Origin of the sequence: Pedobacter terrae (assembly GCF_900100705.1) — a bacterium.
Lineage (GTDB): Bacteria > Bacteroidota > Bacteroidia > Sphingobacteriales > Sphingobacteriaceae > Pedobacter > Pedobacter terrae.
In genome coordinates this window covers 186,285-212,478 of the sequence record NZ_FNCH01000003.1, presented here as the reverse complement: position 1 = coordinate 212,478, position 26,194 = coordinate 186,285, and the positions used below count along the sequence as shown (strand labels likewise).

Genomic DNA, 26,194 nt, shown 5'->3' with positions numbered 1-26,194 from the left:
CAGGCACTTACCCCATTTATTTCGCTTCCGGATTCCATCCATGGAAAACGTTTTCTAAAATATAGGTCTTATATTCTTCATCTGTTAACTGATGCGACCATTTTACCCTGCTTTTAGGGTCGGCACCTTTTCCAGTACTTTTATATTCAGCGTAATAAGCTGTTTTCTCATTGCTTTCTTTGCCCCAGTTGTTCCAGCCTTCCTGGCGGATCAATTCAGGCAGCTCGCAATGGAGATAGGCCACTTTTGCATAAGGCCTCCAGGGGCGGCCTAAATAAAAACTATTGGCTGGTGCATCTCCCTTGATTTTACATTTGTTAAGAATATAACCAAACTTTGTGGTATCAGCAGTAGAAGCAGCCGTAATATAACCTGCTTTTTTGCAAAAAATGGTGCAGCTTTCGAACCATGCTGTCGAAGCCCCGAAAATGAAATCAACCGTACCTTCGATATAGCAATTTTTATAGTACTGGCGGTTACCTGCTCCGTAAGTATAAAGCGTATCTTGAAAGCCCAAAAATCTGCAATTAGTAAAAATTAATTTATCGCCACCCGCCCAAACGGCTACGGCCTGGCCCACAGGGCCTGATGAATTTTCGAATGTAATGTTTTCAGCAGAAAAGCCTTCGCCATAAATGTAAAAGCTTGATGAACCTGATGTACCCTTTTCTTCGCCAAAAGTATTCTTCTTCTGCGCATAATCATCATAAGTTAAAATGGTTTCGTTTACGCGCTCTCCAATAAACTTTACATTCTTTTTAGAGGCTGCCAATACCAGTTTTTCTTTATAAATACCTTTTTTTATAAATATAATAGTGATTTTATTTCTGAAATCCGGCACAGCGTGGATCGCTTCCTGTACCGTTTTAAAATTTCCGCTTCCATCGGCAGCTACTGTAAAATCGGGTTTAACATCCAGTGCATAAACAGAGGCTGAAATGGTGATCATGATAATTAGGATGATTGCTTTCATATCAATTTGGTTAGTCTTAAATTAAAATCGGCCACGCAAAAGTATAAACTTTGTAACGCAGCCGTGTTTTAAAATATATGATGAACAATTTTAAACATTAATATCTGTCACAAAGAAACCTTTTGGAAAAAAAACATTGCAAACGATGTCGGGAACGATTGCACAATAACAACTTGTCTAAAAATAAAAAAAGACTTAATCTTGTTGATAACGTTGATTGGATAAATATGTTATCGCTCCTGCACTTGATTCGATAGCTATTGGATTAGGCTGCGCGGGAATAACCTAACAATAAACAACTGACCAAATATTAAAAAAACATCATTGTAAGATGAAATATCTATACAGTTCAATCCTGATTTTTAGCCTTAGCTTAACTACGTTTGCACAGCCCGTGCCAAAAAGTGGTTATATATCAGAAGTTTGGGTTCCTGACTTAGGCAATGGAAACTATAAAAATCCGGTGATTAATGCCGATTATTCCGATCCAGATGCCATCCGCGTAGGCGATGATTTTTATATGATTGCCTCCAGTTTTGATGCAGTGCCCGGATTACCGATTTTACATTCGAAAGATCTGGTGAACTGGAAAATCATTGGTCATGCTTTAGAGCGCCAGCCGCCATTAGAACATTTTCAAAAAACACAACATGGCAATGGGGTTTGGGCACCGGCCATCCGCTACCATAATGGCGAATTCTACATTTATTATCCGGATCCCGATTTTGGCATCTACTTAACCAAAGCCAAAACAATAAACGGCGAATGGTCTGCACCAAAACTGGTTGCCCCAGGTAAAGGTTTAATTGATCCATGCCCATTATGGGATGAAGACGGCAAAGCTTATTTGGTATATGCCTATGCGGGTAGCCGTGCAGGGATAAAAAGTGTAGTGGCCATTATGGCGCTCAGTAGTGATGGCTCAAAAGTGACAGAAACGGGCAGAATTGTTTATGACGGACATGAACTAGATCCAACCCTCGAAGGGCCGAAACTTTACAAACGCAACGGCTATTATTACATCTTCGCCCCGGCGGGTGGAGTTGCTACAGGCTGGCAATTAATTTTAAGAAGTAAAAGTATTTATGGCCCCTATGAAAGAAAAGTGGTGATGAATCAGGGAAAATCATCTATAAACGGCCCTCATCAGGGAGCCTGGGTAAATACTCAAACTGGCGAAGATTGGTTCCTCCATTTTCAGGATAAAGACGCTTATGGCCGTGTAGTTCATCTGCAGCCGATGAAATGGATAAATAACTGGCCTGTAATCGGCATTGATACTGATGGGGACGGAATAGGTGAACCGGTAATGATCTATAAAAAACCAAATGTAGGAAAGGTTTATCCTATTGAAACGCCAGTAGAAAGCGATGAATTTAGTACGGCGAAACTTGGCTTACAATGGCAATGGCAGGCTAATCCGCAACCTACCTGGTTATTTACCGATGCCGTTAAAGGTTTGTTGAAATTATATACCGCTAAAATGCCTGATGACGCTAAAAATCTTTGGGATGTTCCAAACCTGTTGATGCAGAAATTCCCGGCCGATGAATTTATGGTAACCACTAAGCTTTTGTTTAAACCTAATCCTAAGCTGGAAAATGAAAAAACCGGTATGGTAATTATGGGAAGAAATTATGCGCAGATCGGTATACAGCGCAAAAAAGAAGGGCTATACTTGGTATATGGCGTTTGCCAAAATGCCGACAAGGGAAAAACAGAAAATGAAAAAGAAATTACCAGGTTAAAATCTGGCTCAGTATATTTCAGGATTAAAATTTTAGCGGGTGCAAAATGCCAGTTTAGTTATAGTGAAAACGGGACTGATTTTACAAATGTAGATGATGAGTTTCAGGCAACGGCCGGACAATGGATTGGCGCTAAAATAGGCTTATATGCTCTAAGAGATTCGCAGACAAATGATTCAGGAATTGCTGAATACGACTGGTTTCGGGTACAGAAATTAAAATAATAAAAATGAAAAATCTAAAATACCTTATTGCAGCTCTTGGTATTGCATTATTAATGTCTTTCATCGAGAGGCCCAAACCTGTTAAGGTGTATTTAATTGGCGATTCTACCGTAGCAGATTACACCTTAGATGAAGGTTACATGCAAAAAAAGTATCCTATTACAGGATGGGGTCAGGTTTTTCAACAATTCCTGAACAAAGACAGTTTAAAAAACCTAAACAGGTTAATTAAAAGCGACAGCGCCCTGGTAGCTGATAAAGCAAAAGGCGGCAGAAGCACCAGAACATTTTTTGAAGAGGGCAGGTGGAAAGATGTTTTATCTACCCTGAAAAAGAATGACCTGGTACTGATCCAGTTTGGGCATAACGATGCAGCTAAAGATAAACCTGATCGTTATGTAGACATTCCAGGCTATAAAGATTTCTTAAGGATGTATGTGAAAGAAACACAGGCAAAAGGCGCCTTACCAATCCTAATTACCCCTGTTACCCGCAATTACCCCTGGAAAGATGGCAAATTGGGTAGTGCACATGGCGAATACCCACAAGCCGTTACAGATGTAGCACATGAACTTCGGGTACCAATTATCGATCTTACTTCGCTCTCAGCAGATTTTTTCACTACCAAAGGACATGAATTTGTAAGCAGCTACTACTTTATGAATTTAGACTCTGCCAAATATGAAGCTTATCCCAAAGGGCAAAAAGACAATACCCATTTCCAACCCGAAGGCGCCAAAGCAATCGCACAGTTGGTTTACCAATCCTTAAAAAACATTAATCGCAATACGAATTAAATCAGCCCTTCCTTAACACAAAAGTATAAATTATAATTCTTCAGAACTTTCTGGCAAATGTTCGTACTCGCCTTTCCATGCATAAAAGCCGAATATCATCAAGCCCAAACTAATGGGAAAGAAAATAAAAAGGATAATTGCCCACTGTAATATGGTATTGGTACGTTCGATGTCTGTATGGGTCAAGCCTACCTTATCTATCGCCTGGATAAACAGAAAAGTCATGGTTAGCGGTCCTAAAACCATCCAAAACAAGCCTAAAAATTTCTTTAACGTATTCATCTTATTTAGTCGTTAATTTTTTCGTCTCTTTTATTTGATAAATAAATTGTGCCAATAACCAAACTTAGCGCTGCTACCCCAATCGGATACCAAAGCCCGGATAATGGTGTAGCGCCCGAAAAGCTTGCAATTAGTGTGGCAATAAAAGGTACAAGCCCTCCAAAAACACCATTGCCGATGTGGTAAGGCAGCGACATAGAAGTGTACCTGATTTTAGTGGGAAATAATTCAACCAGGAAAGCCGCGATTGGCCCGTAAACCATAGTGACCAGCAAAATCTGGAAGAAGATTAAACCGACAAATTTCCAGAACACAGGTGTGGGCAAAACTTTGTCTTTTATAATTTCTTTGCCTAAAAGAGTCCCTTTTGTTGCCGAAACAGTATCGACATGTATGCTGTTAAAGGAGGCTCCATTTTTAAGCCTTACTTGAGTAGAAACTGTTCGTAAGCTATCGGTTGAATTCTGCATTAAAACAGCAGTAACCGGAGCAGGTGTAGCAGATAGAATATCAGCCTGTTCAATTTTTGTATAGTCGGTATCATCCAAGAAAATCTGATAGATTGGGCGGTAAAAAAGAATACCCAAAAGCATACCGCTTAACATGATCCATTTACGTCCCACCTTGTCGCTCCAGGCACCAAAAACCACAAAAAAAGGCGTCGCAAAAGCGATTCCCCACAGCAAAATATATCGCGAATCGTTAAAATCCAGCTTACAGGTATTTTCCAAAAATGATTGGGCATAAAATTGTCCCGTATACCAGATTACGCCTTGCCCCATAGTAGCACCAAACAACGCCAAAAGCACCATTTTAAAATTAGCCTTGTTATTAAAGCTCTCTTTCAGTGGATTTTTGGAAATATTTCCTTCAGCCTTTAGTTTAGAAAACAGGGGCGACTCGTGCATTTTCATGCGGATGTAAATCGAAACCACAACCAGTACAATCGATAATAGGAAAGGGATTCTCCAACCCCAATCACCAAATGTTTCGGCACCTAAAATATTTTTCGTGATCACAATAATTCCTAACGAAAGGAACAAACCCAAAGTTGCAGTGGTCTGGATCCAGCTGGTAAAAAAACCGCGTTTGTTTTTTGGTGCATGTTCTGCTACATAAGTAGCGGCGCCACCATATTCGCCGCCCAAAGCCAAACCCTGGATTAACCTTAATATTAAAACCAAAATTGGTGCGGCATAACCGATGCTTTTGTAAGATGGGATTAAACCGATAAAAAATGTCGATCCTCCCATAAGCACCAAGGTGAGCAAAAAGGTATATTTTCGGCCAATTAAGTCGCCAAGCCTGCCAAAAACCAATGCGCCAAATGGGCGAACAATAAAACCCGCAGCGAAAATAGCCAAAGTATTGATTAAGGCCGAGGCACCTGCATCTTCAGGAAATAACTGATGACCAATGATTACCGCAAGGCTGCCAAAAATGTAAAAATCATACCATTCAATCAACGTGCCCAGAGAGGATGCACCGATCACTTTAAAGATATTGTTCTTGGGTAAATTGTCGCTCATAAATGGTCAGGAATATTTGGTTTACCAAGATAAACATTTGCACTATAAACGGCAACCTGTAATGTTTGTCGTTTAATTTGTTACAAGACCAAACATTTTGGCCCCAGTTTTGTAATTTCACCGGTAACTAATTCATTTTCGTCATATTATATGTTGTTAATACAAAATATCAGATTAAGTAGAATTTTAAGAAATACGTGGCAAGTTGATCTGATTATGATTGCTTCCTGCACGGTATCTTATCTGGTTCGCGAATATTTAATCTCACATCATTTCTCCGTTCCATCCATTATCCCAACACTTTTAGGTACAGCCATTGCTTTTTTTATCGGTTTTAACAATAATCAGGCTTACGATAGATGGTGGGAAGCAAGAAAAGTGTGGGGCGCTTTGGTAAATGATTCACGCTCTTTTGCAAGGGCGCTGCTCAATTATGTTGATGAAGATGAAGAAAGTGTAAAACGTATGATTTACAGACACATCGGCTTTTTATACGCTTTAAAGGCCAATTTGAGAGGAACGATAGATGAGATTTATACCAAATATTTAACCGAGGCCGATTTAAAAGAAATAGAAAAACATAATAATAAACATAATGCCCTTTTAAATATCCAGTCGAGAGATTTGCAAAAACTATCAAAATCAAATGCTATTGATGGCTTCCGTTTTATAGAAATCAATGAAATGCTGACCAGATTTTCTGATTCGATGGGCATGAGCGAGCGCATTAAAAACACCATTTTCCCTACTACCTATTCTTATCTGACTAAAGTATTTATCTGGCTATTTGTAGTTACCTTTACCCTGGTAATTAGTGAGGATGCAGGTCCGGCATCTATATTTCTAGGTTGGTTGATCGGTTTCGTGTTTGTTTCTACGCAGATTAATGGAATGAGCCTGGTTAACCCTTTCGAAAACAATTCAGCAGGTGTTCCGTTAAATCAAATTACCAGGACGATAGAGATTAATCTTTTACAAATGTTAGAGGAGGAAGAAATTCCGGAGCCTGTTAAACCTATAAATGAAGAATACGTGCTTTAAGTTAGGTTTTCTTAGTCAGTATTAACAGTTACCTTTTAAGCTGAGTTCGATAATTAATCTTTCTTAGGAGATTTTTAGACTACTTTTTGATTAAATTTTGTCGTCATGCTGATCCAGCTAGGATAATTCTAAAAAAGCATCTTCATTAAATAATTATCGAGTTCAGATTTTTAAGCTGAAGTGCCATCAGTTAATTTTCCAGTATGGCTTTTAATTTCTCTTCAAAAAGCATTGATTTAGCCTTAAACTTTGGATCGGAAAAGGAAATATTGGCTGTGGCATAAATAATCTTTCCATCCTTTCCAACCAACACGTTCGACGGAAAACCGTGATTAATATTGAGTTTTCTAATCTCTTCTTTAGTTAAAGATACAATTTGGTATTTGTAGCCGTTGCGCTTTTGAAATCGTTTGGCACTGGCAGCGCTATCGTGAGTAATACCAATAAACCGAACCGCTTTTTTACCATATTTATCCACCAAATTATTTAATTCGGGCATTTCGGCTATACAAGGAGGGCATTTTTCGAACCAGAAGTTAATCACCACTACCTGGTTTTTTAAATCGATATTGGAGAATGTTTTTTTATTGATGGTTACTCCCTTAAAAGAAGGTAAATCCTTACCCGCTAAATCTTCGAAAAAAGTTTCCTGCGTAGCCCATCTAACCGGAGCATCTTGGGCCAGTGCGGTAAAAGAAAAAATATTTAACAGAAGGATCAGGTAAATTTTCATCAGCGTTAAATATAAAAAAAGTCCGGCCATTACAGCAGGACTTTCAGATTTGTTTGGTTTAGAAAATCTTATTTAAAGGTAATGGAGCCATATTCAGATTTGATGGATACATTTGCAGCACCACCGCTACCAATTTTGCCGGTATATTTTTTAGTCTCATCATCTTTACTAACCAAACTTGATGTTACGTTTGAACCATATTTAAAGCCGGCATATGAAGTTGAAACATTAAAATTACCATTATAACGATCTGCAAAGCCCAATCCAACGTTTGCATATTCACCACCGAAGGTGAAGTTTTTACAAGCCGGGGTAATTTCGTTCACATTTAGGCGGTTATAATCCATTTTGATCGTGGCATCGCCATTCAATGTACCTAAAGTAACGTTCGAATATTCTGCGTTAACTGCAATTTTACCTGCTGATGCGATATTTAAATCGCCATAAGCTTGTTTTACTACCGCATTGCCTTTAACGGTATTGATATTTACTTTGGCATATTCGGCAGTCAAAAGCAGGTTGCCGCCTATAGTGCCAACGGTTAAGCCTCTACCATATTCCACTTTTATATCCGCTGATTTTCTGATGGTATTGATGTTTACAGCAACGTATTCAGCAACGAGTTCTAAAGTCCCCACAGCACCAATGGTTACGGGTCCATTGTATTCGTGCTTAATTACAGCAGCATTTAAATCCTGGATATCACATTTGCCATACTGGACATTAATATAGTTGTTGGTATTACTTAAGTTACCAGCTACAAGATTGCCGTATTCTACTTTTAATGATGTTGGTCCCGCAAAATTGCCCATTTCAACATTACCATATTGCTGTTGCACTGTTAAGGGATTTACTGCGGGCATAAATACCGTATAATTCACTTTCACTTCTCTTCGCCAGGTAGTCACACCATTTTTCATTCCACGTCCATACCGCCCGTTTCTGTCGCCCATGTTGGTTTTGAAAGAAACCACATCACCGTTTTTAGTGGCATCGATACTTACGCCATCAATCAATTTCTGTACATCGCTTTCCGAGTTGCTGTATGCTTTAATATCTACATCAACACGTACCTCATTTTTATCCCAGGTTTTAATTACGGTAGATCCGAATTGGTTATTTAAACTCACCTTATCATTTCTATCCACATTAAAGCTTTTACTAAATGATTTTGAACGTTCAGCATCGCCTCCTGTTTGCTTGTATGCAGCAATGTTAACCATCGCAATCATTGACGACTTTTCTGTATTATCTACAATTACCTTCTCCGACGGACTATTTACCACCGCTTCTTGCGCACTGGTTTTTACGGCAACTAAAGCCAAAAAGGCTAAAAATATTCTTATTGTTTTCATATTGTTAAATATTAAACACCTGTGTGCTTAAAACCTGCCGGCTGGTTTTAAGCTTTCGATGTGGTGAGCGTCCTCTTAGTATCAAGTCGCGTGAATTAAGTATCAAGACTGACCTCGATAATAAGGTTGTTTTATTCGCTTTCTTTTAAATCTGGTTAACTTTTTTGTAATCGTCAACCTGGTTAATAATTAATAATTGTTGTTTTAATAATTGCAGTTGTATTTCGCGGTTTTTTACCATAGCCTTTACCACAAAAGTTTGGTTAGGGGAGGTTGGCAATTCTGCTTTTAATTTTTCGTAATCTTCGTCGAGTTTTCGTAGATCAGCCGTAAATTTTTTATAAAGTTCTGGATTTGCTGATGCGAAAATGGCCAGACTATCTCTTTTTTCAGTAATTAACCCTGCAAAATGAACGTCCTTTTTGGCATATGAAGCGCTAACGTCCGCAATCTCTAAATCTTTGTTTTGTGATTTTCCTACGTAAAACCAGGCTAAACTGAAAATAACTACTATAGCCGCTGCTGCACTCATCCATAAATACAGTTTTACCGGTTTTTTTTTCTTTTTTTTATCTAAACCTTGTTCAATCTTTGCCCAAAGTTCTGCCGATGGCTCCATCATATCGAAAGCTTTTCGGTTTTGTTTTACAAAGGTTTCTAATCTATTATTCATCTCTCATCCCTTTCGTTTCTAAAATACTTTTTAACTTCTTTTTAGCCCTCATGTACTGTGTACGGCTGGTATTCTCACTTATTTTTAAAATGTGTGCAATCTCCTCATGGTCGTAACCTTCTAAAAGATATAAACTTAATACTACCCTGTAACCATCTGGCAATTGGGTAATGGCCTGCCTTATTTCTTCGGCCTGCAACCGCATTTCACCATCATCAAAACTATCTTCATCCGGTACTTCCGATATTTCATCTGTACTTACAAACTCCATCTTGCGCTTACGCAGGTAATTGATGGATTTATTGATTACGATCTGCTTTAGCCATAGTCCGAAGGTCGTTTCCTGCCTAAAATCAACAATTCTGGTAAACGCATCTAAAAATGCTTCCTGTAAAACATCTTCTGCCTCTTCCTCATAATTTAAAATGCGCAGTGCCACATTATACATAGCCTTTGCATACAGCTTGTACAATTCAAACTGTGCTGCGCGACTGCCCTGCATGCATTTTTTAACGAGTTCCAGGTTTTTATCGATGTATACGGCTTCCAAAATTTCGAATATTCTGATAATAAGACATCAGGGATTTTAAAACGTTGCATCAAGGTAGAAAAAAATTTAAGATATCTTAATTTCAAGTTAACATGGGGAACATATCAGAGAAAAGGCTTTATTACTAATGCTGCCATTCATTGAAATAGCTACTTCGTGGTCAGGGTCTTTCATGCTAAAAGATGCTGAAATAAATTCAGCATGACGAATACATATAAATCAGGCACTTTTAAAGCACTATTTCAACAAATAACTACCCATTTCAAGTTATCAGGAAATGTGCGGTTCTGCACTTTTGGCAATTTCAGTCCCGCTTTTGGTACGAGTTCCGATGAAGGATCGGAAGCTCTCCCCGGCAATCGGGTTTAGATACAAAGTTTGGCGCTCTGAAAACGAGCCATTGTTAAATAAACCCGACAGCAGCGGATAGCCCGGAATGAAGTGAAACGAAATGAGGACTACAAGCGAATGGCGGGACGAAAGCACCTGTGAAATACTGCCTTTCATTTCCAAAACAATAAAGATGACTTAAAAGTATTAAGAAATTAAATGCCTTTGCTTTTTGACATTTGTGGAAAATCAGCTGAGAGATCATCATAAATTTGAAAACCCTGATCCAAACCATTAACTTCATGCCATGGAAACCGATTTAATTATTTCAGCAATAAACGACATACATAAAAGAGCAGATCAGGCTATAGAAAATAAAGATCTAACAGCATATACAACGATTTTTGATGATCATCTGAGTTTTACGCCCTTTGGAAAATCAACTATAAACAAACGTGATTTTACGATTGATTTAAAGAAATATTTAGGCGGAGCCAAAACAATAGAAACCAGCCATTACCGGATTAAGTTTTCCATCGAGAATGACATTTTTACTGAAAAAATTGCTCGTAAATCAGTTATTTTAAAACCGAATCTGCTTATTTTTTCTAAAAAACAGACCGTACAGACTGAAGAAATTTACCACTGGAAAAATATTAAAGGAGAATGGAAGGTAATTGCACTTGAAATTGTGCTGGAAGAAAAATATTAAAATAAAACTATCATTGATTTATTAAAGTCAATAAACAACAGCTATTTTCTATAAAACTGCTAGCAATCGATATTGCTAAATCAATCCAATAATTATCAGATGAGACCATGTACTGCTAAGAATACTTATGCAAAAAACTCAAAAGTAATGGTAATGCTGGTATTTTAAGATTCCCGCCTGTGCGGGAATGACGACTACTGCGTGATTTGACGAAATTGCCCATTATTATACTTCGTGATCTTTGTGCCTTGGTGATCAAAAAAAGGCAAATCGTTTATCGTAAAATTTCCTTAAATCTTCTACGCTCAACTTTAAAACAAAATCGGTATTTTTGCCGCTTAATTTAGATTATATATGTTAAGAACAGTAACTTGTGGTGCATTAAACCTAAGTAACTTAGGTGAAAGTGTTACGCTATGCGGTTGGGTACAAAAATCAAGAGATTTAGGCGGTATGACTTTTATCGACATCCGCGATCGTTATGGTATTACCCAGTTGGTTTTTAACATGGACGATAATCGTGAGCTTTGCGAAACTGCACGTACTTTAGGTCGCGAGTTTGTAATTAAAGCGGTTGGTACCGTTGTAGAAAGAAGCAACAAAAACCCCAAAATGGCTACCGGCGATGTGGAAATTAAAATTTCTGCACTGGAGATTTTAAATGCTGCAAAGTTGCCTCCTTTCATGATCGATGATGAAACTGATGGCGGTGACGAGTTGCGCATGAAATACCGTTATTTGGATTTACGCCGTAACCCGGTGCGCAATAACCTGGTTTTACGTCATAAAATGGCACAATCGGTTCGCCGTTATTTAGATGCTTTAGATTTTATTGAGGTAGAAACACCTGTATTAATTAAATCTACTCCAGAAGGCGCAAGAGATTTTGTGGTGCCTAGCCGCATGAACGAAGGTGAGTTTTATGCTTTGCCCCAATCGCCACAAACCTTTAAACAATTGTTGATGGTTTCGGGTTTTGACCGTTATTTCCAGATTGTAAAATGTTTCAGGGATGAAGATTTAAGGGCCGACCGTCAGCCAGAGTTTACACAGATCGACTGCGAAATGTCGTTCATTGAGCAGGAAGACATTTTAAATACTTTTGAAGGATTGATCCGTACCTTATTTAAAGAAGTGCGTAATTACGATTTACCAGAGGTACCTCGTATGCAATATGCAGATGCGATGCGTTTATATGGTTCTGACAAACCTGATACGCGTTTTGCCATGCAGTTTGTAGAACTTAACCACCTGGCAAAAGGTAAAGGCTTCCCGGTTTTCGATAATGCAGAACTGATTGTTGGTATCAATGCAAAAGGTGCGGCAAGCTATACACGCAAGCAATTGGATGAATTAACCGATTTTATTAAACGCCCGCAAATTGGCGCTACAGGTTTAATTTATGCCCGTCATAATGATGATGGAACCATAAAATCTTCAGTAGATAAATTCTTCAACGAAGAAGATCTTAAACAGTGGAGTGAGGCTTTCGAAACAGAAAAAGGCGATTTATTACTGATTTTAGTCGGTTCTACCGATAAAGTACGTAAACAACTAAATGAGCTCCGCTTAGAAATGGGTAATCGTTTAGGTTTACGCGATAAAAATACATTCTCTGCCCTTTGGGTATTGGATTTCCCGCTTTTAGAATGGGATGAAGAAACAGAACGTTACCATGCCATGCACCACCCGTTCACTTCACCAAAACCTGAAGATATTGCTTTACTGGATACCAATCCAGGTGATGTACGCGCCAATGCATACGATCTGGTGATTAACGGAACGGAAGTTGGTGGCGGATCTATCCGTATCCACGATCGTGCATTACAGGCTTTAATGTTCAAACATTTAGGTTTTAGTGCAGAAGAAGCGCAAAAGCAATTTGGTTTCTTAATGGATGCATTCGAATTTGGCGCACCTCCTCATGGTGGTATTGCCTTTGGTTTTGATCGTTTAACCTCAATTTTTGCTGGTTTAGATTCTATCCGTGATGTAATTGCTTTCCCTAAAAACAATTCGGGTAGAGACGTCATGATTGATAGCCCAAGTACAATTGATGAGAAACAATTGAAAGAATTGAAGATTAAGACTGATTTGTAGATTAATTAGCTCACTGGTCATTCGTTCATTCGTCATGAAGTAGAATAGCATGACCCACAAGGCTATGTGTTACATATCCAATAAACAAACAAAGCCTCAGGATTTGGAATCCTGAGGCTTTGTTATGATATCATTTTTACGACTTGCTAACGAATGAACCAATGGCTAATGAACCTTTGCACTAATACGTTTCACTATCTGGCGGGATGCCATAATCAATAAACTTCTTATCTTTTTTTTCTTTCTTTTTACCGAACCAACCTTTAACAGAATTAAAAATGGCCGATAAATGTTCTGCGTCAAGTGATTTACCAACCTTGCCAGAAATCAAACCTACTGCTGCCTTAGTTAAAAAACCAGCACCTCTAAATAGGGTTTTATTCATTACCATTGGTAAAAGCAATGACATCGCCGTACCGCTAATATTTAATTTTTCGTCTGCTTTGAATAGATTATTAGGCGTAGCGTACCGCTTAATCAATGCACTAGGCGTAAACTGCTTTAAAAACGTTTTGGTATCCGATTTAAGCATATTTTGCTTAAGAGTATACTCAACCTTTAGTTCTAATTTTCTAGCCTGCAGATCTTCTAAGTTTCGGATTTCTTTATAACTTCTCATCTTCCTCCTTATCTGCAAGTTTATCAAAGTATTTTCTAATGGCTACATTGATAATGGCTTTTTCAATGTATTTATCTTTGGTTAAATAAACAATTATGGCCAGTAAAATATAAAACAAGGAAACACAGCCAAAACCTCCGGCATAACTACCCAAAAGATCTGATACGTATAGTGCCAGCGTTACAGAGCCAAATAAAAAGGCCAAAATGAAACAAACAATAACGGCAGTACTGGTTACCAGATCGGCAAAAATTTTCGATGCCTTTTCTACAATATAAAGCCTCGTATACTCTACCCTGGCTTCTAAAAAGCCTTTGGCATCCTCTACCAGATCTTCAATGCTTTTATCTTTATTCTCTTGCATAAATTCAGATGAGATTTAGCCGGGTAAATACCCGGCTATGCAATATTTTATTTATTACGCGTGCTCTACGTCGTCGCTATATTCTTCTTCTACGCTTCTCAATTTGGTTTTAATCGAGTCTACTACTTTATCTTTCAGGCTAGCCAGATTGTTAATCTCATCTGCTGCTTTATCTTTGATAGAATCGCCAAGATCCTTTAATGACTGGCTTAGTTTATCACGGGTTTCATCACCTTTGTCTGGTGCGAATAAAATTCCTAAGGCTGCACCGGCAGCTAAACCTGCTAAAAGTGCAACTACAACTTTTGAGTTATCATTCATAATTAATTTATTTTAAGGGTTTAACAATTAAGTACAATATAAACTACTACATTATTTATTGCTAAGCTATATTATAACTCACTATGCTCATTATTTGTTTTAATTCTTTCCAATCTTTCTGATGCAAGTGTACTGGTTTCGTAAATCTTAACAAGCAATATAAAATAAGATAACAGTAGCGGACCAAAAACAAGGCCCAGTATTCCGAATAAAGGGATACCAATAATTACGCCAATCACGGTTATTATAGGGTGAATATTACCAACTTTTTTTGCAATCATAAACCTCAGCACATTATCAATATTGATAATCACTACAAAACCAAAAATGAGCATGGCCCAGCCCGCAAAATTATTTCCGTTTGCAATCTGCAAAATAGCAGCAGGAACAAAAACAACAGGAGGCCCTAAAACAGGCACAAAAGAAATAAATGTTGTAATTACACCCCAAAACACAGGGTCTTTATAACCCAAAACATAAAAAGAGAGACTTACGAGTGATCCTTGAACAAGACAGATCAATCCTTGCCCCAATACATTGGCATATGTTGTATTTCTCATTTCGTCACCAAAGCGAAGCGCATTTTGCTCTCTAAATGGCGCATATTTAACAAGTGAAAATTCGAATCTTTCTCGTTCTATCAGCATGAAGTAGAGTAAAAAATACATGACTAACAAGCTTAATACAATATTTACTGCACTTGATAGTAAAGAAGGAAAAAGATCGGTAGCCCAGTTGCCTAAACGGTTTAACCCTTCCTGAATAAGCTGCTGATTAATTTTAAATGGAATAAGGTGCTGTAATTTAATCAACAGGTTCTTAAAAAAAACTTCATTATTCTTCAGTTCCGAAATTTTACTGATTACCATGCTGCTTAACGCATAAAATGGCATTACAATAAGTATGATAGAGATGGCAATGAGGAAAATAGCCGTTACTCTTTTGTTCCACCCCTTATTTTCAGCCAAATGGATATAGGCTGGGCGCATTATCGTATAAAGCACTAATGTACTTAAAATAGCACTAAAAATACTCTGCAGGGAATATGCAATTAATACGCCAAGCGCAATAATAATAACCAGATTAATGTTATTGCGCTGCTTATAAGAAAATACTGACATTTTGAGACAATAAGGTTATTTTGTAAATGCTAAAATGGCCGGTTTTGTTTTCCCTAATTTAAATTTATATTCCCTCTCCAGCATCAATAAATTTGATTTTATTGTAGAGTGTTTTTCTGTCGATGTTTAAGATTTTTGCTGCCTTTGTTTTGTTAAAATTAACCGCTTTTAGCACTTCTAAAATCGTATTGTATTCAGCCTCTTTAGCAGCATGACGCAAATTAATTGATTTATCTTGATTTGATGCCGTTGGCAAAAGAGTAACCTTTTTGTCGTTCGGTTTATTCCGATAATCAATCATACCGAATTCCAATGGTAAAACGTGAGGTTCTATCCAATCGCCATCAGTTAATAAGGCAATGCGCCTGATTACATTCTTCAGCTCCCGTACATTACCAGGCCAACTGTAAGCCAATAAACATTTCTTCACTTCATCAGAAAAGCCTTTGATTTTTTTATTCAATTCCTGGTTTACGGTGGCCAAAAAGTGTTCGGCAAAGATTAGGATATCATTATCACGATCTTTCAATGCCGGAACGTGTATCGAAAATTCATTAAAGCGGTGGTATAAATCTTCCCTGAATGTGCCCTTTTGAATCGCTTCCTGCAAATTTTCGTTTGTAGCTACAATAAGCCGCATATCCAGATCAATCTCCTTTGTACTTCCAATCCGCTTGATTTTACGCTCCTGCACTGCCCTGAGCAAAGTTGCCTGGATCTCGTACGATAGATTACCGATCTCATCAAGAAATAATGTGCCGCCATTAGCTTGTTCAAAATGACCAATCTTAGTGAAGGTTGCTCCGGTAAATGCGCCTTTCTCATGTCCAAAAAATTCACTCGCGGCCAGATCTTTAGTTAAAGAACCGCAGTCCATAGCAATAAAAGGCTGTTCGCTTCGCGAGCTATTGAGGTGGATGGTTTTCGCAACACATTCTTTTCCGGTTCCGCTTTTCCCGGTTAGAATAACCGTATAACCTGTTGGTGCAATGAGCTGAATCTGTTTCAGCAACAACACTGAAGCGGCACTCTCCCCGTTGATATATGCCGGAGAATTCTGGACATTAGAAATAGAATGGCAACCAGTATCTTCGAAATCTTTAGGAGATTTCAGTACTCCCTGTGCTTCCAGGGCTTTATTGATGGTGTTTAAAATTTCATCTGGGTAAAGCGGCTTCACAATATAATCGTAAGCACCAAGTTTTATCAATTCTACAGCAAGCTTAATATCAGAATAACCTGTGATAATAATTACACCGGTATTTGGATGGTTCTCTTTAATATAAATTAAAATTTCTTTCCCATCTGTATCACCTAACCGATAATCACACAATACCAAATCGAACCGCTCTTTTTCAAGCGCCTGCAAAACTTTTTTACCACTAGTTACATTCGAAACTTCAAATCCTTTTTTAGCTAAAAATTTAGAGAGTAATAAGCCGATGCTAATTTCATCGTCAACAATGAGTATCTTCTTTTTCATGAGTAGCGTTGTTATCCTAAAAACCCATTATACATTGATCATATATTAGGTTAATAATTTAATAACATAATTACTCAAAAAAATTTGCATTGAAAAGACTTTGCAACATTTTTGCTATATAAAAGCCAACTTAATACTACAAAAATTCTATTTACCTTGAAAATTTGGCTTTCTTTTTTCAACAAATGCTGCTACGCCTTCCTTAAAATCTGCCGTTTCAAAACATTTGCCAAATTCTTCAATTTCAGTAAGATAGCCATTTTTATTATTTACAGCTGTGTTTACAGCTTTTATTGCAGCCGAAACAGCTAATGGCGCACGTTGCTTAACCAGATTCAGTATTTCTTCAGCCTTGCTCATCAGATCAGACTGTGGAACAACATAATTTACAAGGCCTATTGTTTCTGCTGCTGAAGCCGTAATCATATTTGCGGTGGTAATCATTTCTATTGCTTTACCTTTTCCAACCAATTGGGTAAGGCGCTGGGTACCCCCATAACCAGGAATTAACCCTAAAGTAACTTCTGGCAAACCCAACTTCGCATGGTCTGATGCAACGCGCATGTGGCAGGCCATAGCCAATTCCAGTCCTCCGCCCAAAGCAAAGCCATTAATTGCAGCAACAAATGGCTTCGAGGAATTTTCGATGGCATTAAAAACCTGGTCGTGACCAAGTTTTGCTAAATCCTCTCCCTGTTTACCACTATAATCAGAAAACTCTTTAATATCAGCCCCTGCAACAAAAGCCTTTTCGCCCCCACCGGTTAAAATAACACCTCTTACCTGATCCGTTTTACCTGCATAGGCAATTACATCTGCCAGTTCTGCCAAAGTATCTTTATTTAAAGCATTTAGCGCCTTTTCGCGATTGATGGTAACGTATAAAATGTTTTCCTTTAGTTCTGAGATTAAATTTTGATATGCCATAGCTTAAAAATTTCTATTTTCTATTACCCAATTCTGAATATATTCTACAATGCTTGCCATCGTTGTACCTGGAGGAAATAGCTCCCCCACGCCCATATCTGCCAGTTTCAACCGGTCTGCTTCGGGGATAATCCCCCCGCCGGTTAATAACACATCATCTAACTGTTTTTCTTTCATAAAATGAATAATTTTTGGAAAAACCGTCATGTGTGCGCCCGAAAGAATAGAAATCCCGATGGCATCAACATCTTCCTGGAGCGCTGTGTTCACCACCATTTCCGGTGTTTGGCGCAGGCCGGTATAAATGACTTCCATGCCCGCATCCCGTAAGGAAGTTGCAATTACTTTAGCCCCTCTGTCATGGCCATCTAATCCAACTTTAGCTACTAAAACGCGGATTGGCCGATTTAATACTTTGCTCATCATTCATATTAAGTTGATGTAAATGTATCGATTTTATTAGGTAATTGATAAATAGGAAAAAGCAGATATATTGTTGATGGCAGATTGTTCATCGTTTTGATTTTCGATAGCGATATTAACCTATATTACTAACATATTTGTTCTTTCATAGCACGATAATGAAGTTCTGGGCTATCAACTATTAACTATGGGCTAATAAAGCCATAATCATTGTATAAATCCGCTCAATCTTTTTACATTTGCATTCCTAATTTACAGGTTTTTATGAGTGAAGAAAAGTCATTGAACTTTATTGAAGAAATTGTTGAGAACGACTTAAATAGTGGTAAGTATGAAACTTTGGTTACGCGTTTCCCGCCTGAACCTAATGGTTATCTACACATTGGCCACGCGAAAGCGATATGCTTAAATTTCGGACTAACACAAAAATACGGCGGTTATACCAATCTGCGTTTTGACGATACCAATCCGGTTACGGAAAAAACAGAATATGTAAACAGCCAGCAAGAAGATATCAGGTGGTTGGGTTTTAACTGGAAAAATGAATTATATGCCTCAGATTATTTTGATGAGTTGTATGGTTTTGCCGTTAAGCTGATCGAAAAAGGTTTGGCATATGTTGATGAAAGTTCTGCTGACGAAATTGCAGCCTTAAAAGGTACACCAACAGAACCAGGACAGGATAGTCCATACCGTAACCGCAGCGTTGAAGAAAATTTAGACATTTTCACTAAAATGAAAAATGGTGAATTTGCAGACGGTGCTTATATTTTGAGAGCCAAAATCGATATGGCCAGCCCGAACATGTTAATGCGCGATCCGATTATCTATCGCATTAAACATGCGGAACATCACCGCACAGGCAACAAATGGTGCATTTACCCAATGTACGATTTTGCGCATGGACAAAGTGATAGTATCGAAAACATCACGCACTCTATCTGTACGTTAGAGTATGTTTCGCACCGCGAATTGTACGATTGGTTTATCGAAAAACTAGAGATTTTTCCTTCAAAACAATATGAATTTGCCCGTTTAAACCTCACCAGTACGGTAATGAGTAAACGCAAGCTTCTTCAACTGGTTAACGAAAACCTGGTAAATGGCTGGGACGATCCGCGTATGCCTACCATTAGTGGTTTGCGTAGAAGAGGTTTTACCCCAAAGAGCATCCGCGAGTTTTGCGAACGTATTGGTATTGCCAAACGCGAAAACTTAATTGAGCTTAGTTTATTGGAATTTTGCATCCGCGAAGATTTAAATAAAACAGCTAACCGCGTAATGGCAGTTTTAGATCCGATTAAACTGGTCATTACCAATTATGAAAAAGGAACAGAAGATTTAATAGGCGAGAATAATCCTGAAGCTGAAGATGGTGGCGGCACACGTGTGATCCCTTTTAGCAATGAACTTTGGATAGAACGTGAAGATTTTATGGAAGTGCCGGCAAAAAAATGGTTCCGTTTGGCTCCCGGCGCAATGGTACGCTTAAAATTTGCATATATTGTTAAATGCGAAGATTTTGTAAAGGATGAAAACGGAAACGTTACTGAAATTCGTTGTACTTACATTCCAGAATCTAAAAGCGGAAGCGACACGAGCGGGATTAATGTTAAAGGTACCATCCATTGGGTAAGTGCTCCTCATGCTAAAACAGCCGAAATCCGCTTGTACGACCGTTTATTTACTTCAGAAACACCTGATGCGGAAGAAGGCGATTTTAAAGATTATTTAAACCCTGAAAGTTTAACGGTATTGCCAAATGCTTATATTGAACCTGCTTTGGCAGATGCAGATTTGGATAGCCGCTATCAGTTTATCCGTAAAGGTTATTTTTGTTTAGATAAAGATTCTACCGCTGATAAATTGGTTTTCAATAGAACGGTAAACCTAAAAGATACTTTTAAGAAGCCAAATTAATTTTTTCTTTTGGCTAAAGTTGGGCACAGATGAACACAGATTATGGTGGTTTGTCTGTGCTTTTTTTGTTCAGTAGTTCATTTGTCATCAGTAGGTATGGTACGGATTAATTCCATCATCCATCTAACATCTTCCATTGTTAACTGCAAAGGGCACAAACAAAGGCGCAATGTCCACCAAGTTCGGAAAAAGGCCCACTAAACTTCAGGCCTCTGTCCTTCTTACTTTCCGACTTATTTACGCTAACCACTAAACGCTAAACGCTCCACTCTTAATACTTCGTATAAAGGTTATACAATACTAAAACATCAACTGGCGTTAATGTTTTCGTGATGTCTGATTGTATAAAATGAATTTTGAAAGCTTCAATGGCAGCCGGCAGGTTAGCTGTATTGTAACCAATGTATTTGAGGGCTTTTTCTGTATCAAAATCGGCAGGTGGATTTTTCAGAACCTCATCATACCAAAATCCAAAACCCTTATCTGCCAATCTCTTCCAGGGGAAGTTTTTAGGGTCATTTTTACGACCTGGTGCAATGTCTGCATGACCAATGAAATTCGCCGTCGGAATGTTATATGTTTTTTTTAGCGTTACCAGCAATTTTAACAAGCTGTTAATCTGCGCATCAGGCCATGGATCGGTTAAGCCATTATTATCCAGTTCAATGCCAATAGATGAAGAATTGAGGTCGGTATCTTTACCCCATTTACTCACACCAGCATGGTTGGCACGTAAATAATCATTAACCATATGCACCACTTTACCATCACGACCAATTACGTAATGCGCGCTGGTACCTGCTTTGGTAGAAAAAAATGTTTTTATGGTTTTCGCTAAACTGTCCTGACCCGTATGATGGATCACCACAAAATTTGGTTTGCGTATCCCAAAATTTACAGAACCAATCCACTGCTGATTTGTTGGATTCAACGAATCGTATAATTGCCCGGCTGGAGGTACCGTCCCAATAATTTCTGCAAAACCTTTTGCCTTATCCTTATAAATTTTTTCTGTTGCCGCGTACCTGTTGGTTTTGCATGAGGCTAAAAGCATGATCAGAGAAAAAGCAGTTAATAAAGATGTTTTGTATAAATTGGAAAACAGCATGGGTATGTTGATTTTAAAAAAAATGAAGGTACAAAGTTATGCTAAACTTCGCCCAATGCATCAAACTTTATACAAAGCTTTTAAAATTTACTAATTTAGCAGCCATATACTTTAATATGAAGAATTTATATAGATCAACCCTGTTTTTATCAGTAATAGCTATATCGGCAGGTGCCTTATCGTCTTGTACCGGTAATAATAAAGCTAATAATGATGATGCTGTGGTGGTGCAAAAAGATAGCCTTACCAATTATGTTGCGCAAAGGTTACCCATTTACGAAAGGGTAAAATTAACCACCAATATTAACGGGCTTAGTGTTAACGATCGTAAAATTTTGCCTTTGTTGATTCAGGCAGCAGAAATTATGGATCAACTTTATTGGAAACAAGCTTATCCACAAAGAGATAGTCTGCTGGCCACAATTAAAGATGAAAAAACACGCGATTTTGTTAACATCAATTATGGTCCGTGGGATAGATTAAATAACGATAAACCTTTTGTTGAAGGTGTAGGCCCCAAACCAGAAGGCGCTTCTTTTTATCCGTACGGAATGACAAAGGAAGCTATAGAAAAATCAGACCTTAAAGATAAATTTGGCGCTTATTCTGTTATTCAAAAAGACAGCACCGGTAAATTATCAACTGTACCCTATCACGTATTATTTGCTGCAGAATTACAAAAAGCAAGCTCATTATTAAAACAGGCCGCTTTGATTGCAGACGATGCTGGTTTAAAAAAATATCTAAACCTAAGGGCCGATGCTTTGGTAACCGATAATTTTACCGCAAGTGATTATGCCTGGCTGGACATGAAAACCAATGGTTTAGACCTCATTATTGGCCCCATTGAAAATTATGAAGATAAACTCTTTAATGCCCGTACCAGTTACGAAGCTTATGTTTTAATCAAAGATAAGGAGTGGAGCAAACGCCTGGCAAAGTATGTTAAAATGCTTCCCGAATTACAGAAAAATCTGCCTGTTGCAGCAAAATACAAAACGGAAACCCCTGGAACTGACTCTGAGCTAAACGCGTATGACGTCGTTTATTATGCGGGAGACTGTAATGCCGGATCTAAAACCATTGCTGTAAACCTTCCAAATGATGAAAAAATACAACAGGAAAAAGGTACGCGCCGTTCACAGCTAAAAAATGCCATGCAGGCTAAATTTGATAAGATTCTGGTGCCGATATCAAAAGAATTAATTGAAGCCGATCAACAGCAATATATTAAGTTTGACGCTTTTTTTGCAAACGTAATGTTTCACGAAGTAGCACATGGTTTAGGAATTAAAAAGACCATTACCGGAAAAGGTTTTGTTCGTGCTGCATTAAAAGAACAATACAGCTGGTTAGAAGAAGGCAAAGCCGATATTTTAGGCTTATATATGGTAACCGGTCTACTCAAAAAGGGCGAATTGCAGGGTGATATAAAAGATTATTATACCACATTTATGGCCGGTATTTTACGTTCTGTCCGCTTTGGCGTTTCTGAAGCACATGGGAAAGCAAATATGCAATGCTTTAATTATTTCCAGGAAAAAGGTGCTTTTGAACGTACAGCTAAAGGCACTTATAAAGTAATTTTTGAAAAATTTGCATCTGCCATGAACGATCTAAGTGCATTCATCCTTACCCTTCAGGGCAATGGTGATAAAGCTGCAGTAGAAAAAGCACAAAAAGAGAAAGCGGTAATCCATACAGCACTACAAAAAGACTTAGACCGGTTGACTAAAAAGAATATTCCGGTTGATGTGGTTTTTGAACAAGGTGTTGATGTGTTGGGCGTGAAATAATATTTATAATCCAAAAATTTAAGGCCATAGATATGCAGGCGTAAGCTTGTTTATCTGTGGCTTTTTTTAATTTATTGGTTTATTTTCCCTATAGCGTAGGGTTAAAATGAACTGGTAATTCGCTAATTGTTCTAATTGGTTGCTGACAACTGCAAACCGACAACTGATTATTGATTCCTGACTTGCTGAGTTCCTTAAGTGCAAATCGTCATCCTGAACTCGTTTCAGGATCTACCAACAAGCGTAGTTCTTCCTTTGAAAACAGGAGATATCTTCTCTCTTTAAAAGATTCTGAAACAAGTTCAGAATGACGTAACGAAATAAATTTTGTATTTACGTGTCGTTACAGTTGTTGAAACAAGTATAAACACCGGTTTAAATGGAGCTGTATTGATTTTTTCAATCTTTATATCTCAATTTACAACAAGACTCTTAACTTCTGACTTTTTATAAATCCTTGTAACCTTTTTAAAAAACGATCGTCTTATCTGTAACTAAATAATTGGAACCTTTCGTTTTCCGAACTAAACTTTAAAAAGCAAGCAATTAACTTGAAAGCGCATGCGTATGCGGTATAAGATTTTTTTGCCCGATTTTTTAAACATTAAACCAGACCAATGAAAAATTTATATAAAATAACATTAATCTTAAGTCTTTTCTTTACTGCTACACACGTTTTTGCACAAACAGATCCTAAACCGAACATCAGTGGAATAATTTTAGATGAAACTAAAAAACCTGCAGATTATGTTACCGTTGTGCTCTTTAAAGCATCCGATTCGAGTATGGTTAAAACGGCATTTACCGATCCAAACGGAACATTTTATTTTAGTATTTCGGGCAAAGGAAGCTATTATTATAAAGCCAGTAACATGGGTTATCAAACACTCAAGAGTAAAACCATTGTTTTAACAGAAGACAATCAGAAAGCAGATTTCGGCACGGCGCAGCTTATTGCAAGCACTCAGAACCTAAAGGAAGTGAATGTAGCGGTAACCAAACCATTAATCGAAAGAAAAATGGATAAGATTGTGATGAACGTTTCTAATAGTGCAGTTATGACGGGTTCTACTGCATTAGAGGTTTTACAAAAAGCACCAGGCGTAACGGTAGATCAGAATGATAAAATTTCGATGATGGGCAAACAGGGGGTACTCATTCAACTGGACGGCAAGCAAACTTATATGAGCAGTGCCGATGTGGCCAATCTCTTACGGAATATGCAGAGCTCAGACATAGAAAGCATTGAGCTGATTACCAACCCATCTTCCAAATACGATGCCTCAGGTAATTCGGGAATTATCAATATCAAAACCAAAAAGAATAAAAATGGCGGCACAAATGGCAGCTTAAACGGATCGTTAGGTTATGGTAAAAACCTAAGGGGAAATGCAGGTTTAAACCTGAACCACCGCAGCCAGAAACTTAATTTTTTTGGTAATTACAACTATGGCAAGTTTGAGCGCGATAACCTGATTGCTATCGACCGGATTTCGAACGGCACACCCGATACTTACTTTAGCCAGGTGGGTGAAAGCAATAGAAAACAGTACAACAATAACCTCAAGGCAGGATTGGATTATTTTATCGACAAGAAAAACACCATTGGCATATTGGTTAACGGTTATTTTAACCACGGCACTGAAGCTTCCGCGAACAACACTTTTATTGGCCCATCGTTTCAAAAAGCAGATTCAAGCCTGATAACCAACTCATTACAAACTAACAAATACAATAACGTTTCTTATAATTTAAATTATAAATCTGTTCTGGATACGGCGGGTTCAGAAATCTCTGCAGATGTAGATTACTCGAGGTATAACGGAAACGATGGCTCTGACTATGCAAATGATTACCGGTTTGAAAATGGAAACAGCATCCGCCCAATCATCTACACCAGGAACAATACCCCCTCCATTATAGATATTAAAGCATTTAAAATTGATTATAATGTTTCGCTAAGCAAAACAGTTAAACTGGAAGCTGGGGTTAAAAGCAGCTGGGTTAAAACCGATAACGATCTTCAGGCAGAAGAATATGTAAATAATATATGGAGGAACGATATTAAAAGAAGCAATCAATTCGTATACGATGAGAATGTAAATGCGGCTTATACCAATGTAAACAAACAGTTTAAAAATACCAGCGTACAGATTGGCCTAAGGGTGGAGCAAACCAATTCTAAAGGAAATTTGATTACCAAAAACACTGTGGTGGAACGAAATTACTGGGATTTCTTTCCAACTTTATTTGTCCAACAAAAGCTTTCAAAAGACAATCAGTTAGGGTTTTCTTATAGCAGAAGGATAGACCGTCCCAGTTATGACGCTTTAAACCCATTTATTTACTACCTGGACGAATTTACCTATAGCAAAGGGAATCCATTCCTAAAGCCGCAGTATACACACAATTTTGAGTTAAGTTATACGCTGCTACAAAAATACATGTTATCATTAGGTTATAGCAGGATTAACGATGTAATTGCTGAAGTAATCCTACCTGATGCAGCAAGTCAGTCTTTATATCAAACCAATGCAAACATCGCCACCAACATTAGCTACAATGCCAATTTAAACGTGCCGCTTCAGCTTACGAAATGGTGGCAGACCAATAATAATTTAAATGTTTTTTACCTTAGTTTTGAAGCGCCAGATCTGGCTGGGAGTGCGTTAAAAACCGGAAAAACATCCTTCCAGTTTAAATCTCAGCAAACCTTTACCATTATGGATGGCTTTACTGCAGAGCTGAACGGTAGTTATGAATCGCCACTTGATTATGGAACGCTAAGTTTAAAAGCCCGTTATTATATTGACGCAGGTTTGAGCAAGTCGTTGTTCAAAAAGAAAGCAAGTTTGAAGCTGGCCTTATCAGATATATTTAATATGTCTGAAAATAATCTATCAAGTGCTTATCCTGGCTTAACCTACTCGTTACATCAAAAAAATGAAACTCAAATTGGCAGAATCAGCTTTACCTATCGTTTTGGCAAAAATGAGATCAAACCAGCACGCCGCCGTTCAACAGGTACCGAAGCAGAGCAGGGAAGGATGAAGAATTAGGGGTGA

At 38.0% G+C, this 26,194-nt stretch carries 23 protein-coding genes; 8 read left to right on the top strand and 15 right to left on the bottom strand.

The window, feature by feature from the left end; genetic code table 11:
- Positions 1–16: 16 nt before the first annotated feature.
- The gene (locus tag BLR60_RS05785) at positions 17–973 is read right to left on the bottom strand and encodes a pectinesterase family protein (RefSeq protein ID WP_090497719.1); all 957 of its coding nucleotides are present in this window, start codon (positions 971–973) and stop codon (positions 17–19) included.
- Between the two features lie 331 nt (positions 974–1,304).
- Between BLR60_RS05785 and BLR60_RS05780 the strand changes: the two genes are divergently transcribed.
- Together BLR60_RS05780 and BLR60_RS05775 are read left to right on the top strand one after the other, a co-directional pair.
- Complete coding sequence (locus tag BLR60_RS05780) at positions 1,305–2,945, top strand: glycoside hydrolase family 43 protein (RefSeq protein WP_090497717.1); 1,641 nt, start codon at positions 1,305–1,307, stop codon at positions 2,943–2,945.
- A gap of 5 nt (positions 2,946–2,950) precedes the next feature.
- The gene (locus BLR60_RS05775; protein WP_090497715.1) at positions 2,951–3,742 is read left to right on the top strand and encodes a rhamnogalacturonan acetylesterase; all 792 of its coding nucleotides are present in this window, start codon (positions 2,951–2,953) and stop codon (positions 3,740–3,742) included.
- A 30-nt stretch (positions 3,743–3,772) separates the two neighbouring features.
- Here the strand turns inward: BLR60_RS05775 and BLR60_RS05770 are convergent, their stop codons facing one another.
- Both BLR60_RS05770 and BLR60_RS05765 read right to left on the bottom strand, forming a co-directional pair.
- Positions 3,773–4,024, bottom strand: coding sequence for a DUF6814 family protein (locus BLR60_RS05770; RefSeq protein ID WP_090497713.1), 252 nt, complete (start codon positions 4,022–4,024; stop codon positions 3,773–3,775).
- Between the two features lie 5 nt (positions 4,025–4,029).
- Complete coding sequence (locus tag BLR60_RS05765) at positions 4,030–5,553, bottom strand: MFS transporter (protein WP_090497711.1); 1,524 nt, start codon at positions 5,551–5,553, stop codon at positions 4,030–4,032.
- A 150-nt stretch (positions 5,554–5,703) separates the two neighbouring features.
- On the opposite strand from BLR60_RS05765, the gene BLR60_RS05760 reads away from it, so the two are divergent.
- Complete coding sequence (locus BLR60_RS05760) at positions 5,704–6,594, top strand: bestrophin family protein (RefSeq protein WP_090497709.1); 891 nt, start codon at positions 5,704–5,706, stop codon at positions 6,592–6,594.
- Between the two features lie 190 nt (positions 6,595–6,784).
- Here the strand turns inward: BLR60_RS05760 and BLR60_RS05755 are convergent, their stop codons facing one another.
- The 4 genes from BLR60_RS05755 to BLR60_RS05740 all read right to left on the bottom strand — a co-directional run bounded on the left by BLR60_RS05755 (position 6,785) and on the right by BLR60_RS05740 (position 9,905).
- On the bottom strand, positions 6,785–7,327 hold the full coding sequence (locus BLR60_RS05755; RefSeq protein ID WP_167354694.1) for a peroxiredoxin family protein: 543 nt from the start codon (positions 7,325–7,327) through the stop codon (positions 6,785–6,787).
- A gap of 68 nt (positions 7,328–7,395) precedes the next feature.
- A complete protein-coding gene (locus tag BLR60_RS05750) occupies positions 7,396–8,682 on the bottom strand; it encodes a hypothetical protein (RefSeq protein WP_244155597.1) in 1,287 nt (428 codons plus the stop codon).
- 145 nt (positions 8,683–8,827) lie between these two features.
- A complete protein-coding gene (locus BLR60_RS05745; RefSeq protein WP_244155596.1) occupies positions 8,828–9,355 on the bottom strand; it encodes a hypothetical protein in 528 nt (175 codons plus the stop codon).
- Positions 9,348–9,905, bottom strand: coding sequence for an RNA polymerase sigma factor (locus tag BLR60_RS05740; protein ID WP_208600581.1), 558 nt, complete (start codon positions 9,903–9,905; stop codon positions 9,348–9,350). The genes BLR60_RS05745 and BLR60_RS05740 overlap by 8 nt, the downstream gene beginning before the upstream one ends.
- A gap of 637 nt (positions 9,906–10,542) precedes the next feature.
- Between BLR60_RS05740 and BLR60_RS05730 the strand changes: the two genes are divergently transcribed.
- The gene (locus tag BLR60_RS05730) at positions 10,543–10,947 is read left to right on the top strand and encodes a hypothetical protein (protein ID WP_090497702.1); all 405 of its coding nucleotides are present in this window, start codon (positions 10,543–10,545) and stop codon (positions 10,945–10,947) included.
- A gap of 354 nt (positions 10,948–11,301) precedes the next feature.
- Positions 11,302–13,047 carry an aspartate--tRNA ligase gene (aspS, locus tag BLR60_RS05725; protein ID WP_090497700.1) on the top strand — a complete coding sequence of 582 codons (1,746 nt, stop codon included), beginning with the start codon at positions 11,302–11,304 and terminating at the stop codon, positions 13,045–13,047.
- Positions 13,048–13,228: 181 nt separating this feature from the next.
- Here aspS and BLR60_RS05720 read toward each other — a convergent pair whose 3' ends face one another.
- The 7 genes from BLR60_RS05720 to BLR60_RS05690 form a co-directional block, all read right to left on the bottom strand.
- Positions 13,229–13,666: a hypothetical protein gene (locus BLR60_RS05720; RefSeq protein WP_090497697.1), complete on the bottom strand. Its 438-nt coding sequence runs from the start codon at positions 13,664–13,666 to the stop codon at positions 13,229–13,231.
- Positions 13,653–14,030: a phage holin family protein gene (locus BLR60_RS05715; protein WP_090497695.1), complete on the bottom strand. Its 378-nt coding sequence runs from the start codon at positions 14,028–14,030 to the stop codon at positions 13,653–13,655. Before BLR60_RS05715 ends, BLR60_RS05720 begins: the two co-directional genes overlap by 14 nt.
- Positions 14,031–14,084: 54 nt before the next feature.
- Positions 14,085–14,351: a YtxH domain-containing protein gene (locus BLR60_RS05710; RefSeq protein WP_047800161.1), complete on the bottom strand. Its 267-nt coding sequence runs from the start codon at positions 14,349–14,351 to the stop codon at positions 14,085–14,087.
- Between the two features lie 71 nt (positions 14,352–14,422).
- Positions 14,423–15,472 carry an AI-2E family transporter gene (locus BLR60_RS05705; protein WP_090497694.1) on the bottom strand — a complete coding sequence of 350 codons (1,050 nt, stop codon included), beginning with the start codon at positions 15,470–15,472 and terminating at the stop codon, positions 14,423–14,425.
- 64 nt (positions 15,473–15,536) lie between these two features.
- Complete coding sequence (locus tag BLR60_RS05700; RefSeq protein WP_090497692.1) at positions 15,537–16,955, bottom strand: sigma-54-dependent transcriptional regulator; 1,419 nt, start codon at positions 16,953–16,955, stop codon at positions 15,537–15,539.
- Between the two features lie 147 nt (positions 16,956–17,102).
- Positions 17,103–17,882 carry an enoyl-CoA hydratase/isomerase family protein gene (locus BLR60_RS05695; RefSeq protein WP_090497690.1) on the bottom strand — a complete coding sequence of 260 codons (780 nt, stop codon included), beginning with the start codon at positions 17,880–17,882 and terminating at the stop codon, positions 17,103–17,105.
- A gap of 3 nt (positions 17,883–17,885) precedes the next feature.
- Positions 17,886–18,308 (bottom strand): cobalamin B12-binding domain-containing protein, encoded by a 423-nt coding sequence (locus BLR60_RS05690; RefSeq protein ID WP_244155595.1) that lies wholly within the window; start codon positions 18,306–18,308, stop codon positions 17,886–17,888.
- A gap of 261 nt (positions 18,309–18,569) precedes the next feature.
- On the opposite strand from BLR60_RS05690, the gene BLR60_RS05685 reads away from it, so the two are divergent.
- Positions 18,570–20,225, top strand: coding sequence for a glutamine--tRNA ligase/YqeY domain fusion protein (locus BLR60_RS05685; protein ID WP_090497686.1), 1,656 nt, complete (start codon positions 18,570–18,572; stop codon positions 20,223–20,225).
- 271 nt (positions 20,226–20,496) lie between these two features.
- On the opposite strand, the gene BLR60_RS05680 is transcribed toward BLR60_RS05685, so the two are convergent.
- Positions 20,497–21,333 carry an N-acetylmuramoyl-L-alanine amidase gene (locus BLR60_RS05680; protein ID WP_090497684.1) on the bottom strand — a complete coding sequence of 279 codons (837 nt, stop codon included), beginning with the start codon at positions 21,331–21,333 and terminating at the stop codon, positions 20,497–20,499.
- Positions 21,334–21,449: 116 nt separating this feature from the next.
- Between BLR60_RS05680 and BLR60_RS05675 the strand changes: the two genes are divergently transcribed.
- Both BLR60_RS05675 and BLR60_RS05670 read left to right on the top strand, forming a co-directional pair.
- Positions 21,450–23,129 (top strand): dipeptidyl-peptidase 3 family protein, encoded by a 1,680-nt coding sequence (locus BLR60_RS05675; protein ID WP_090497682.1) that lies wholly within the window; start codon positions 21,450–21,452, stop codon positions 23,127–23,129.
- 617 nt (positions 23,130–23,746) lie between these two features.
- Positions 23,747–26,188 carry a TonB-dependent receptor gene (locus BLR60_RS05670; RefSeq protein ID WP_090497680.1) on the top strand — a complete coding sequence of 814 codons (2,442 nt, stop codon included), beginning with the start codon at positions 23,747–23,749 and terminating at the stop codon, positions 26,186–26,188.
- The last annotated feature ends 6 nt before the right edge of the window (positions 26,189–26,194 follow it).